The sequence below is a fragment of the Paenibacillus brasilensis genome (assembly GCF_009363115.1).
In the GTDB taxonomy this organism is placed as follows: Bacteria; Bacillota; Bacilli; order Paenibacillales; family Paenibacillaceae; genus Paenibacillus; species Paenibacillus brasilensis.
This window is the reverse complement of the sequence record NZ_CP045298.1, coordinates 1929419-1942593: the sequence shown is the minus strand read 5'-3', so window position 1 is coordinate 1942593 and position 13175 is coordinate 1929419. Positions and strand designations below refer to the sequence as shown.

General features: G+C 49.3%; 9 protein-coding genes and 3 pseudogenes. 9 read left to right on the top strand and 3 right to left on the bottom strand.

The window, feature by feature from the left end:
* Window positions 1-247: 247 nt before the first annotated feature.
* The gene (locus GCU48_RS09160; protein WP_152379794.1) at window positions 248-1255 is read right to left on the bottom strand and encodes an acrylyl-CoA reductase family protein; all 1008 of its coding nucleotides are present in this window, start codon (window positions 1253-1255) and stop codon (window positions 248-250) included.
* A gap of 318 nt (window positions 1256-1573) precedes the next feature.
* On the opposite strand from GCU48_RS09160, the gene GCU48_RS09155 reads away from it, so the two are divergent.
* The 8 genes and pseudogenes from GCU48_RS09155 to GCU48_RS09120 all read left to right on the top strand — a co-directional run bounded on the left by GCU48_RS09155 (window position 1574) and on the right by GCU48_RS09120 (window position 10478).
* A complete protein-coding gene (locus GCU48_RS09155) occupies window positions 1574-2983 on the top strand; it encodes an MATE family efflux transporter (RefSeq protein WP_152379793.1) in 1410 nt (469 codons plus the stop codon).
* A gap of 280 nt (window positions 2984-3263) precedes the next feature.
* Window positions 3264-3662: pseudogene (locus GCU48_RS09150) on the top strand (substrate-binding domain-containing protein); the annotation flags it as partial.
* 167 nt (window positions 3663-3829) lie between these two features.
* Window positions 3830-4228, top strand: a pseudogene (locus GCU48_RS09145) (SDR family oxidoreductase); the annotation flags it as partial.
* Window positions 4229-4505: 277 nt separating this feature from the next.
* Entirely contained in the window at window positions 4506-5744 is a 1239-nt protein-coding gene (locus tag GCU48_RS09140) for a CynX/NimT family MFS transporter (RefSeq protein WP_152379792.1), read from the top strand.
* Window positions 5725-6876, top strand: a pseudogene (locus GCU48_RS09135) (winged helix-turn-helix domain-containing protein). The gene GCU48_RS09140 and the pseudogene GCU48_RS09135 overlap by 20 nt, the downstream one beginning before the upstream one ends.
* A 92-nt stretch (window positions 6877-6968) precedes the next feature.
* Window positions 6969-8333, top strand: a complete 1365-nt coding sequence (locus tag GCU48_RS09130; protein WP_152379791.1) for an MFS transporter — start codon at window positions 6969-6971, stop codon at window positions 8331-8333.
* A 52-nt stretch (window positions 8334-8385) separates the two neighbouring features.
* A complete protein-coding gene (locus GCU48_RS09125; RefSeq protein ID WP_152379790.1) occupies window positions 8386-8973 on the top strand; it encodes a GNAT family N-acetyltransferase in 588 nt (195 codons plus the stop codon).
* A gap of 314 nt (window positions 8974-9287) precedes the next feature.
* On the top strand, window positions 9288-10478 hold the full coding sequence (locus GCU48_RS09120; protein WP_152379789.1) for a cation:proton antiporter: 1191 nt from the start codon (window positions 9288-9290) through the stop codon (window positions 10476-10478).
* A gap of 144 nt (window positions 10479-10622) precedes the next feature.
* Here the strand turns inward: GCU48_RS09120 and GCU48_RS09115 are convergent, their stop codons facing one another.
* Complete coding sequence (locus tag GCU48_RS09115; RefSeq protein ID WP_025717292.1) at window positions 10623-11258, bottom strand: NAD(P)-dependent oxidoreductase; 636 nt, start codon at window positions 11256-11258, stop codon at window positions 10623-10625.
* A gap of 457 nt (window positions 11259-11715) precedes the next feature.
* On the opposite strand from GCU48_RS09115, the gene GCU48_RS09110 reads away from it, so the two are divergent.
* Entirely contained in the window at window positions 11716-12273 is a 558-nt protein-coding gene (locus GCU48_RS09110) for a glycerol-3-phosphate responsive antiterminator (RefSeq protein WP_152379788.1), read from the top strand.
* A 94-nt stretch (window positions 12274-12367) separates the two neighbouring features.
* Here the strand turns inward: GCU48_RS09110 and GCU48_RS09105 are convergent, their stop codons facing one another.
* Window positions 12368-13114 (bottom strand): SDR family oxidoreductase, encoded by a 747-nt coding sequence (locus GCU48_RS09105; protein ID WP_208811985.1) that lies wholly within the window; start codon window positions 13112-13114, stop codon window positions 12368-12370.
* Window positions 13115-13175: the final 61 nt, after the last annotated feature.

Here is a 13175-nt window from a genome sequence, read left to right as displayed (position 1 = left end):
TATCTATATAACAACTGGGGCTCTATAAAAGTTCATTTATCCTGAAAAATAGATCGTCCGCGTCCATTATATTTCGCTTTTCCTGAAATGTACCGCCTGCCGCCCGAAAAAAAGAAGCCTGTAAATCTCAAAAATGCAGATTTACAGGCTTCTAAAATTTTTTCGAAGTTGAAGTTTAGTGCTATTGAGTGAACACTCCTTCACGCAAAAAAACGATATCATGGCCGCTTGTGGATCATACTTCCGCTTAATCGGCCAGCCGCACAATCGTTCTTCCTTGCGAGCGGGCTGCAAGGATGTCCTCCAGCGCGGTTGGCAGGTCAGCCAACCCAATCTCGCGCTCAACAAGCTGCTCCAGCCGTTCCGGCTTCCAGTCGCTACCGAGCCGCTTCCAGATCGCTACGCGGGTGTCGTAGGGGCAGAAGACGGAGTCTATGCCCAGCAGGCTTACGCCGCGCAAAATAAACGGCAGCACCGTCGTAGGCAGCTTGGTGCCTGCCGTCAGGCCGCTCACGGCAACGGAGCCGTTGTAGGCGACTTGGCTGAGCAGCGAAGCGAGCGGCTTTCCGCCTACAGGATCTACAGCCGCTTGCCAAAGCTGCTTGCCCAGCGGCCGGATGCTCTCCGCGCCGTCGTAGACCTCATCGCGGGAGATAACCTCGGCGGCTCCGAGCGCCTTGAGGTAGTCGTGCGCATCGGCCTTGCCGCTGCTGGCTACGACATGGTAGCCCCGCTTGTTCAGCAGGGCAATGGCTGCGCCGCCTACACCGCCAGTTGCTCCAGTGACGAGTACCTTGCCCTGATCCGGCGCAACGCCGTTTTGCTCCAGCCGATATAACGACAGGGCTGCGGTGAATCCGGCAGTCCCGTAGATCATCGCCTCTTTCAGTGTGAGTCCGTCCGGAAGCGGAACGACCCAATCCGCAGGTACGCGCGCATATTCGCTGAATCCTCCGAATTGGGATACACCGAGCCCGTATCCGGTCACGAGCACGGCCTGTCCTGCGCTGAAGCGGCCATCCTCCGAAGCCACGACCGTTCCAGAGCAGTCTATGCCAGGTACAAACGGATAGGCTTTGACGATATTGCCATCCTTGCGGGCGGCAAGCCCGTCTTTATAATTGATGCTGGAATAAGCGACACGAATCAATACTTCTCCAGCGGGTAAACTGCCAGCTTCCAAAGAGCGTACCTCTGCCTGAACTTCACCGTCCTGTGTCTGATCGACGACCAGGGCTTGAAATGATTGAGTCATTTGTAAAAGCCTCCTTTATTACAGTATGAGCCTTTAAAAATTTAGATTATAACCATCTTCGCAGTCTGTCAGCGGCAATGTTCACAGGCTTATCATATATTATACACTTACGCCCTAATTCTGCCGGAAAAGCGAGGATTACGGATCTAATCGTGCCCTATTATGTTTCAATAAAGTTCGATAATCAATTGAAAGAAAGTGATAAATGAATTCTTACGCGCTTTGCAAGTCTTTTAACGTAAACGGGATGTATTTTCAGAATGACTGTGCTAACATACCCTTTGATCGTTAAATAAATCTATGAAGAAAGGTGAATGAATGACAACCAGAGCATTAAAAAATGGTTCGGTATTGTCCGAAGCCAAGGAACTGAATTTGTTCCGTCTGACATGGCCTATATTCCTTGAATTGTTCCTGTTTATGCTGATGGGAAGCGTCGATACATTCATGCTCAGCTCTGTATCTGATAATGCAGTGTCGGGTGTGGGCGCGTCCAACCAAATTATTTCAATTGCCATCCTTGTACTGGAGGTTATCGGCAACGGCGCTGCTATCGTCGTAGCTCAATATATCGGTTCTAAAAAACTTGTCGAAGCGGCCCAGGTTACGGGCACGGCCATTACGTTGAATTTAATGGTTGGTCTATTGCTTAGCGTCATTTTTCTCGTGTTTGGTACTCATATGCTGCAGTGGCTGAACGTCCAGGGAGATATTCTGGCTTATGCAGAATCCTATATAAGTATCGTCGGGGGCGCCATTTTCCTTCAGGCATTGATTAACGCGCTGGCGGCAACCATTCGTACCCATGGGTTTACCCGGGAAACGATGTATGTATCGGTGCTGATGAACGTGACCCACGTCGTCGGCAACTATGTTTTGATTTTCGGACATTGGGGCATGCCTGCGCTCGGTGTAGAGGGGGCAGCTATTTCTACGGTAGGTAGCCGCTTTATTTGTCTTTTGATTTTCTTCTGGCTTATGTACCGGGTGACCGAAGTACGTGTGGAGTGGAAATATTACGTCCAATTGTCCAAAAAATTTATCTCTAAAATATTGCGTATTGGTGTGCCATCCGCGCTGGAATCCATTATGTATCAGTCGTGCCAGCTCATATTCACATTATACGTGACTTATCTGGGTGCAGAAGCAATGGCAACGCGTCAATATGCGAATAACATTTCAAGCTATATTTACTTGTTCAGCATGGCAGTCGGTATGGGAACGGCTATCGTGGTGGGAAGGCTCGTGGGAGCCAGACAGAAGGATACAGCCTATAAACGTGTATTAAGCAGTGTAAAATGGGCGCTGCTCGTGACCGTGGTTATTGATGTGGTAGTTATCTTTTTCCGTGTGCCTTTGCTTGGTCTGTTCACCGAAAACCCTGAAATTATCCGTTTGGGAGCACAGGTCATCTTACTTAGCATCCTGCTGGAAAGCGGCCGGACGACGAATATCGTCATTATTAACTCGTTGCGTGCCGCTGGAGATGCCAAGTTCCCGGTCTTTATGGGACTGATCTCCATGGTTTGCATGAGCTTACCGCTTGGTTATCTGCTTGTGTTCAAGCTGGATATGGGACTTGCAGGTGTGTGGCTGGCTATTGCCGCTGATGAATGGACTCGTGCCGTCATTATGTATGCCCGCTGGAGAAGCCGTTTGTGGGAGAAGCATGCGCTGGTCGAGCAGGATACACCGGATCAGCCCACAACCCCGATTCCGGCGCACTGATGCGAGTAGCATTTTAGGCTAACTGGAGCCTAGATTTTCGATACAGTTGTAAACGCGGGGTAGTTCAAGAGAACGTCTTGAGCTACCTCTTTTTGCTGCCCGGAGAGCCATCGTTATCCAGCATCCCTCTGCGCAGTGACATGATCGGTAACTTTGAAGTTCAATTGATATAATCATGGCATTCATAAATAGAAGTATGGTAAATTTACTAAAAAAAGATATACTTTTGTTGTATTAACGCAGTACATGAAGGACAAGGAGTGTACCGATGAAGAAGCCTAAGGCGCTGGAGGAGGCTGGCCTGCCCTTTCGGGAGGAGTACATGCGCAGTGTACCGAGAGAAGAAATCCAGCAGACGCTGAAGGAGCTGTTTCAACTGCCGGAGCCGCCGACTGCGCTGTTGGCCGGGAATGATATCGTGCTGGCAGAAGCGCTGAAATATGTGAATGCCCGCCGCATACGTATTCCGGCTGAGCTATCCATTATAGGAATTGACGATGCGGAGTTTGCCCATATTTACAATCCGCCGATTACGACTATTACGCAGCCGATTGCGGATATGGGGAAGCAGGCGGCCAAGACGCTGCTGTCCAGCATTGAGGAGGGCGGCGAATCGGTTCCGATCATTTACCGTTTTGTGCCGGATATTAATCGGGGAGAATCCGTCAAAACACTGTAGACGAGCATCGAGTCATACATTATAAAAAAAATAGCCCGTATTCCTTGGTACGCCTGAGCACTCATAAGCTGCTTAGGTCACACAAAAGCGAATACGGGCTATTGAAGGTTGAGGCCGATCTTATGATTCGGCCTTATTAAGCTTGTTCTGCTAGCGGTGAAGATCATTATCATCTGAGCCAGGAAGTAGTGAAGGTGATGGTAGAGCAAAAAAGCGGGAAGATTATCAATGTCGCCTCTATGCTTGCTTTTCAGGGCGGCAAGTTCGTTCCGCCGTATACAGCGAGCAAGCACGCAGTGGCTGGCTTGACCAAGGCATTTGCCAACGAGCTGGCGGTTCATAACGTTCAGATTAATGCGATTGCCCCTGGTTATATTGCTACTGTGAACACAGCTCCAATTCGTGCGGACGAGAGCCGTAATCAGGAAATTTTGTCGCGTATTCCTGCAGGCCGCTGGGGCGATCCTTCCGATCTGATGGGGGTTGTTGTTTTCCTCGCCAGTCAAGGTTCCGATTACATGAATGGTCATATCCTTGCGGTGGATGGCGGCTGGCTGGTGCGTTAAGCGAGTTAAACAAGTCAAGCAAGGGAAGCACCGCAGAACACATTTGGGTCATAAGCTGAAGGCTGCCTCCAAAGGAACAAATCCTTGCAGGCAGCTTTTGCTTATTCGGCTGGAGCTGTATGCTGAATTGGAAGATTAGGAGTTTATGCTGTTGATCCGTTCTATGCATATGGCATAAATGCCTTTATAATTTAATGAGAGAAAAATTGCTCAGGCTCCAGCCGTACACTCGGTTGGAGCCTTTGAGCATAACACAGTAGGATTGGAGAATAGAGAGATGAATTCACAGCAACACCAACGAGCTTTAGTATACAAATCTTTGTGGTATGCCGGTCCTTGGGTGCTTGCCTTAGGAGTGGTTCTGGTAGGTGCTAATTTGCGCGGTTCGATTACTTCTGTAGGGCCTCTGATCGGCTTGATTAAGGATTCTTTGCATATCTCGAATACACTGAGCGGCTTAGTAACGACATTACCGCTGCTTGCTTTTGCACTATTGTCGCCTTTTGTAGCTCATCTGGCACGCCGCTTCGGGTCACCCCGTGTTATTTTTACAGCCTTGCTGCTGTTGACCGCAGGCATTGTGGTACGTTCCACATTGGGAGTGACTGCATTATTTGCCGGAACAGCCATGCTGGGGCTGGCTATTGCAGTGTGTAATGTTTTGCTGCCCAGTCTGATTAAAGAAGAGTTTCCCCGTAACAGTGGACTCATGACCGGCGTATATTCAGTATCCATGAATGTGGTCGCTGCAACAGCCTCCGGTCTGAGTATACCGCTCGCTTTGAACGCAGGGATGGGCTGGCGTGGTGCTTTGGGAATATGGGCGATTATGGGTGTCATCGGTATTTTACTGTGGATTCCCCAGCTTCTCAAAGCGCGAAAAACGGTTGATAAAGCGGCAATATCCGCCCGAACCGTCAATGTGTATAAATCGTCTTTAGCCTGGAAGGTGACGCTGTTTATGGGGCTGCAATCTGCCCTGTTTTATGTCCCTGCCGCCTGGTTTCCCGAGATGATGAGCGGACAGGGAATGGATTCCGAGACTGCAGGATGGATGCTGTCCGTGTTGCAGTTTGCGCAAATGCCATTTACCTTTATTGTGCCGATTTGGGCAGCACGCTTGAAGGATCAGCGGATATTGGTTCTCATTATGGCTGTACTGTATTTTATCGGTCTGGGCGGATTTTTGCTGGGAGCTACACAGTGGAGTGTCATTTGGGTCATTTGTATCGGTATAGCGGGTGGTTTTGCTTTTCCGTTAGTGATGATGTTCTTTAATTTGCGAACGCGGACACCGCAGCAGGCGGCAGAGCTGTCTGGCATGGCTCAATCCTTTGGTTATTTGCTGGCGGCGACGGGGCCAACGCTGTTCGGTTATTTGCATGATGCGACACAAGGCTGGACGATTCCGCTGCTGCTGCTCTTGTGCCTGAGTGTTGTGCTTATGTTTACAGGGCTGGGCGCAGCGAAGAAACGATATGTCGGAGGCGAGGTGGATGATCAGACTGCAATTTGATGCGGAGGGCTACAGTGTAATCTGTGGTACAGAGCAGGTCATACTGCTGGCAAAAGAGTTTGCGCTGCTGCGTTTTCTCTATGATAACCGGAACCAGGTATTCACCCGCGAGCAGCTGTTGGATCGTGTATGACCGCTGGAGTATCCGGTGGAGCGTACAGTGGATGATCATATCTATAGATTGCGCAAAAAACTCAAGTCATGGAATGTGTTCCGTATTCATACGGTTAGAGGGTATGGCTACAGCTTGACCCTGACTGACGTGCAGCGACCCAATCATCCGTCTTTGTACGATCAGGAGGTGCAGGACGCCGTGCATGGACTATTCCGAAAATACCAGCTGCTGGGGCAGGGCAATTCCATCGTAGCGCTGGCTGCCCAGCAGGAGCAGATGGGTTTTGAACTGTCTCCTTTTTATCAGATGTATACTCGGTTTGTGCAAGGCGATATATTGTGGTTTTTGGAACAAGAGGATTTTAATCCCAGAAATCGAATATACTGGATGTTACTGCTATATACAGGTACAGCAGGGGTAACGGATCAGAAGCTTGATCTATGTGAGCAGGTGCTTTCCAGTGGATTACTATCCAAAGAGCAGGAGCGGGAATTGCGTATTCTCAACATCCTTGAGGCTTATGTGGAGAATGGACAACCTGAACGCGCACAGGAGGGTCTTCCGCTGGCTTTTGCAGTGATGGAGCGGAATGACCTCGATAAATTTGTGATGCCTGTTGCACTGATGGAGATGTACATGCATCTGGTTGCCAATCACATGGAAAAGGCTGCCGAACTGTCCGATCGTCTGGAAGGCATGCTGTCGAAGGCTCCGTATTTGCGCGAACTGGGCCGTTATCGCCTGATGCGTGGACTTATGCTGCTGCGCACTGGAGATGTGGAAAACGCCGAGCGGCTCATGGATGAAGGGCTGGACACCCTGGATATGGCTAAACAGGAGTTGCTAAAAATCAAAGCGGTCTGTCAAATCCGTGGCTTCTTGAAGCTTTGTGGCACCTACCCCATGCTGGAAGAAAAATATGCGGCTCGTTACGAACGACTTGATCAGGACAACGGCTTAACACTATATCGTCCTGCACTGAGGCGCTGGCTGGAGCAGACACTTTCTGCAGTCTGATATTTTTTGCTGTCTGATTTTCTTCTGATATAGGCCCGTTAGGATGTTCTTATTGCTAAAGAGGCAGAAAATTGAGAGCAGGGTGAGTAGAAATGAAGGAGAAGAAAGAATTGCAATCCACGCCCAGCATTTGGCGCAATAGCCGTTTTACGCGAATGTTTGCGGCGCACACAGCTGCCTCCTTTGGCGATTGGTTTGATGCTATCGCTATTCAGGTGCTTGTTGCTTATCGCTGGGAAGCTGATCCCATGCTGATTGCGCTGATTCCGGTAGTGATGGCGCTACCAGGTCTGCTGCTGGGCTCCATCGCAGGTACGTTAGCTGACCGGGTACACAAGGCCTGGCTGATGATCGGCTGCGATGCAGCTATCGCCTTATTGACGCTGGCGATTCTCGCCGTCCCAGGTCCGGCATGGCTATTGCCTTTGCTGGGTTTGCGCGCGGCGGCTGGTGTATTCCAAATGCCGTCACAGCAAGGCTTGACCCGCACAGTAGTTGCCAGTGGTGACCTGTTTCGGGCGACCTCGCTGAATGGGCTGGTCAATCAGGCCTCCAAAGTGGCAGGGCCATTGCTGGGCGCCATGACCTTGACTGTCCTGTCCCCCCAGGCATGCATTATTCTAAATGCATTGCTGCGTCTCTGCTCGGGCCTGCTGCTGTGGCCACTGCGCGGAATCGGCCCGGCGCTGGCCAGCACCGATCAGCAAGCAGCGGTTGCTGACGAGCTGCAAGAAAAGCCGGCATTGCATGCAGCGCCTGAGGCTGGTGATGCCAGGATGCGAGAGGAGCCTGTCCGCGCATCCGGCTTTCTCAGCCAATGGCGTGAGGGTTGGGCGTTCCTCTGGCGCACTCGAATGCTTTTGCATACGCTTATATTCGGGCTTTTCGGCTTGATCGCCATTCTCATGATTGACTACCAGTTTCCCACGCTGCTGCGGGTGCTCGCTCCGGGTAACGAATCGCTGCTCGGCTGGCTGGTTTCAGCCATAGGGGCTGGCGCCGTCGGCTGCATGCTGGTGCTTAATCGCTTGAATCGCATAAGCGCAGGCTGGGGACTCGGTGGAGGCTATGTGCTGGTTGGCGGAGCTATTGCCGCTTTGGGCTGGGCGCAACCGGGGACTGGCTTGCCCGTCCTGCTTACGATTGGGGCCACACTAGGCATTGGCAATGGCCTGTACATCATCACCCAGAATTACATATTACAAGCCAAAACCCCGGCTGATATGGTGGGGCGTGTCTTCGGTATCCAAAGCACCGTGATTGGAGCGATCATGATCGTTTCGCCGCTTGCCGGTGGGTTATTGATTCAAATGGCAGGGGCAGGGACAGCTTTTGTCTGGATCGGGCTGACCGTTGGAGTCTTGGGATTGGCCGGACTACTGCTTCAATCCGTCATTTGGCGAGAACCCCTCGCTGATTCCAGCCTTGCTCCAGAACAGAATGTCGACCTTGCGTAGTCGTTTGTTTTAGGTTTTGCAGTTCGGAATTTTAATCTAGGAGGAATAACCCATGAATCACCGAGAATCAACAACCGCGCCTATAGCACGATTGCTTGAAGGACCACAGGTATACTTGCGTCCCATTCATGTGGAGGACACGGAGCTATACTATAATACGTTGTTCCATCAGGATGTGCGGAGGCTGACAGGCACACAGCGCAGCTTTACCAAGGATCAAATTGCCCGCTATATCGAGGCTAAGGGCCAGGATACCTCAAGCCTGCTGCTTCTGATCGCGCTTTGCGAGGATGATCGTATCATCGGGGATATAGCCCTGCAGGATATGGACACCATGAATCGCAGCGCTGGCATCCGTATCGCCATTATTGAGCAAGGGGATCAAGGAAAAGGCTACGGCACCGAGGCGCTTGTTCTGATGCTGGGTTACGGATTCGGTATTTGTAATCTGCACCGGATTGAGCTGAATGTATTTGATTATAATGAACGGGCCATTCGTTGTTATGAAAAAGTAGGCTTTCAGCGTGAAGGTGTGCAAAGGGATGCTTTATTCTACAATCATGAATACCATAATTCGATCCTGATGAGTATGCTGAATCATGAATACCGCGACCGATATGTGAAAAAAGCAGAGAGCTGATAAACCACATTTACATGGGTTTGCAGAAGAGGTATAATAAACAGATAAAGTTACTCATTGCGCGAATATGAACGACAATATCAAATGAACATGATTACCGGAGGAGCCTGTCACCAAGGCTCCTCCTTGTCTTTTGGAGGGGAACCTGTGCTGCACTTCAGGTTTCCCTTTTTATTTTGTCAGAGTGGTCATGTGCCAGGTCAGACACATATTTTGCACGTTTATTTTGCATTTTATGACTATAGGAATGTTTTGAAATTCTGGATGATGCGCAAATGAGCCCAAAAACTTAAATAAAAGGAGGTTATCCGCCTATGCAATTTATACTATATCTTCTGCTGATTCTGTTGTTCACAAAAGTTGCAGGTCATCTGTCAGTCCGGCTCGGCCAACCCGCGGTGTTGGGGAAGCTGATCGCGGGGATCGTGCTGGGTCCAGCCGTATTAGGATGGGTTCAGAACGATACGCTGATTCATGATATGTCTGAGATCGGCGTGCTGCTGCTGATGTTCATTGCCGGACTGGAGACTGACCTGGATCAGCTTCGACGTAACTGGAAACCTGCGGTAGCGGTGGCGGTCGGAGGTATTATTTTACCGCTGGTTTGCGGTTTTGGTGTAGGGGAAGCCTTTGGATTCTCGGTGCATGAAGGGTGGTTTCTCGGGGTTATCCTGAGTGCCACCTCTGTAAGTATTACGGTGCAGGTGCTCAAGGATATGAACAAGCTAAATACCCGGGAGGGCTCGACCATTTTGGGTGCGGCTGTGCTGGATGATGTGCTCGTTGTGGTGCTGCTTGCAGTGCTGATGAGTGTGTTCGGTATGAACGGACAAGAGATGTCGCTCGGGCTTCTTGTCGGCAAAAAGCTAATCTTTTTTGTGGGAGCTATTCTGGGAGGATGGTTGGTTGTTCCGTGGATTATGAAAATACTTGCTCCACTAAAAGTGACTGAAGCAGTCATCACGGCTGCATTGATTATCTGCTTTGGGTTTGCGTATTTTGCTGATGTGTTGGGGATGGCAGGGATTATCGGAGCCTTCGCAGCCGGAATTGCCATCGCACAAACAGGCTATAAGCACGTCGTCGAGGAAAAGGTGGAGCCCATCGCCTATTCCATTTTTGTTCCTGTGTTTTTTGTCAGTATTGGTTTAAATGTTTCCTTTGAGGGAGTGGGACAGCAGCTTGGATTTGTTGTTGCCTTGACACTGATTGCGCTGGTGACAAAGCTGATCGGTGGAGGCCTTGGGGCACGGCTAACGGGCTTTGATAACCGTTCTTCGCTTGCAATCGGCTCCGGGATGATATCGCGTGGTGAAGTCGCGCTTATTATTGCAGCTACCGGTCTACAGACAGGTCTATTGGCACAGCAATATTTTACATCGGTGATCATTGCCGTTATTTTGACAACCTTGGCTGCGCCTCCGATTCTCAAGCTATGTTTTAGCGATAAAAAGGAATCTTCCCTTCACGAACCGAAGAAGAAGGTTGGCGTCAACAAGTCATAACGAAAAGACCCTTCGGGTTCATATTCCCACGGCACACGTATGGATAGATAGCCTGATTTAGAGTAAATCAGACTTTTCCATGCAGCAGGAGAAAATGAGCGAAGGGTCTTTTTTATGATTAAATGTGCTGCCAAGATGCTGAAATTAGGACTCGGATACCACTGTGAAACGTTGGTTCAGATGTTGTGGCTTTTCAATTTCGTCGATCACAGCTACTGCATAATCTTCATAGCTGACATAGCTTGCACCTTTGGAATTAACCAAGAGTGTGTCTTTGCCTACTTGATAAGAGCCTGTACGTTTGCCAAGAGCAAATTCAGCAGAAGGGCTGATGAAAGTCCAGTTCAGGTCGCTGGTGCCACGCAGAATTTCCAGGTTTTTTCCTTGATTATGTGCTGTTGGGTATACGAAATCCGGGAAATTAGGAGTATCTTTTACCAAAAGGGTGTGGGAATCGTCAGTAAACAAGCTGCCTGCACCACCTACCACGATCAGCCGTGTACCGGACACATTACGCAGCGCTTCAATCAGTACGTTACCTGCGTCTACATGCAGATGCTCTTGTCCAAATGGGGCGCCAAAAGCGTTAACGACTACGTCAAAACCTTTCAAATCATCTGTTTTCAGATCAAAAACGTCTTTTTGTACCACAGTGGCACGATTTTCTGTTACTTTAGCCGGGTCGCGAACGATCGCGGTTACTTCGTGCCCTCTGTCCAATGCTTCTTTTATAATATTTCTTCCTGCTTTACCGCTTGCACCAATAACTGCAATTTTCATAATAGTAAGCCTCCTATAAATATAATTTGGTCATTTCAATGGTTTAATTGTAAGTGCATCCTGCTCATTCACGAACTTGGATATGTAACTATTATAGTTACAATATAAAATGAAAGTCAAGCGCCTCTACCAAGCCAGAGCTAAAATTCTTCGATTGGAAAGAGTGGAACTCGTTTAAGTATATAAAGACAAGAAAGGAAGGGAGATTGGATATGAATAAAAAAGTACAGCTTGAGCCTGCAGCACACAATATAAGCTTTTTATGGGCTCTGACGTATGATGTGATCTATTTCTGTTAAGGACTAAGGCTGTTTTCCCGAAGGCATTTACGATCGGGAGAACGGCTTTTTATATATGCCTAAAAATGAAACCGCTTCACGTTCGCTGAACAGAGTGATAATATAAAATTTGAAAGATTTGACCGGCATTTTAGCCTAGAGATCCAAGGGGGATATCCATGCCATTTCAGGGACAACGCATTTTACCTGCTGCTAAGCAAATGAAGCAGCTGGAGGACATTTTGGACAGCTCCTATGAGTATGCGGTTTTTCTGGATACACATGTAGCGCAGCTTCGCAGCCTGTATCAGCTAGCCAGGAGTAGGAACAAGCAGATGCTTTTGCATGCTGATCTGGTGCAAGGCTTGAAGAATGATGAATATGCTACAGAATATTTGTGTCAGGAGATTAAGCCGTTTGGGATCATCTCAACCCGCTCTGGAGTGATCGCCACTGCTAAAAAGAAGGGAATCCTTGCGGTTCAGCGGGTGTTCCTGCTTGATACGATTGCACTGGAAAAAAGCTACGCGCTGGTGGAAAAGACACGGCCCGATTACATTGAGGTGCTGCCCGGCATTGTTCCGCCAATGATTAAGGAGGTCAGTGAACGTACGGGTATTCCCATATTGGCGGGTGGACTGATTCGTACCCCGGAGGATGTGGAAGCGGCTCTCGCCGCGGGAGCTACAGCAGTGACGACATCCAATAAAAAGCTGTTTGAGCATTATAGGCAATAGAATTGGTCAGTAGAACGCAAGAAGTTATTTGGTGGGAGGTCACCTGGAACAAGATCATGCTCTGGTGACCTCGTATACTTCTTGTACAATTAAATCACACCAGTGCAGAACCGCCATCCACGACAATGGTCTGTCCGGTGGAATATTTTTCACGCATTAAATAAAGATAAGCCTCAGCCGCGTCTTCGGGTTCTCCAGCTCGTCCAATCAGGAGGTTTTTTCCGGCAGTTTCATACATCGCGTTTCGATCTTCCTCAGGAACACTGTTCCACAGCTCAGTACGCATTAGCCCGAAACTAACGGCGTTAACACGAAGCGGACTGAGTTCGACGGCCAGCGCCCTGGTTAGAGCTTCAACAGCACTACATACGCTGGCTGCAACCGTCAAGCCCTTCTGAGGTCGGACTCCGGCAACGCCAGAAGTTAAAATGATGGAGCCGTTCTGTCTGATGCTCCCACTTCCGTATTTTGCGGCCATAAACGCCCCCCAGTACCGCAGGTTAAAGAATCGCCGTGCAGTCTCTATGTCAATTGAGCTGAGATTTTCGACTAGTAATGACTCGCCTGCTGAGAAAACCAAGTGGTCGAATTCACCAATTTGGCTGAAAAATGTTCGAACCTGCTCCTCGCTAGATAGATCAACCACATGTCCTTCCGAACCTTGGGGGAGGCGCAAGAGTGCATTGTGAACTTTATCTTTTTGACTGGATACTACGACTACGGACGCTCCTTCCTGCACAGCGGCTTCGGCTGTAGCAAATCCAACTCCAGAAGTTCCTCCAAGGAGAATAACGCGTTGGCCTCTCAAAGTATTGCTACAATCGTTTTGTTCTGGTTTCACCTTAAATCCCCTCTTCTTCGACTATTTATTGTTCTGGTATTACAATACGCCCTTTTCAACC

Bases quoted from the DNA above. Each gene is read 5' to 3' on its own strand.
- GCU48_RS09125 (WP_152379790.1), top strand. From the start codon at position 8,386: ATGAATCACCGAGAATCAACAACCGCGCCTATAGCACGATTGCTTGAA.
- GCU48_RS09110 (WP_152379788.1), top strand. From the start codon at position 11,716: ATGCCATTTCAGGGACAACGCATTTTACCTGCTGCTAAGCAAATGAAG.
- GCU48_RS09140 (WP_152379792.1), top strand. From the start codon at position 4,506: ATGAATTCACAGCAACACCAACGAGCTTTAGTATACAAATCTTTGTGG.
- GCU48_RS09160 (WP_152379794.1), bottom strand. From the start codon at position 1,255: ATGACTCAATCATTTCAAGCCCTGGTCGTCGATCAGACACAGGACGGT.
- GCU48_RS09120 (WP_152379789.1), top strand. From the start codon at position 9,288: ATGCAATTTATACTATATCTTCTGCTGATTCTGTTGTTCACAAAAGTT.
- GCU48_RS09130 (WP_152379791.1), top strand. From the start codon at position 6,969: ATGAAGGAGAAGAAAGAATTGCAATCCACGCCCAGCATTTGGCGCAAT.
- GCU48_RS09115 (WP_025717292.1), bottom strand. From the start codon at position 11,258: ATGAAAATTGCAGTTATTGGTGCAAGCGGTAAAGCAGGAAGAAATATT.
- GCU48_RS09155 (WP_152379793.1), top strand. From the start codon at position 1,574: ATGACAACCAGAGCATTAAAAAATGGTTCGGTATTGTCCGAAGCCAAG.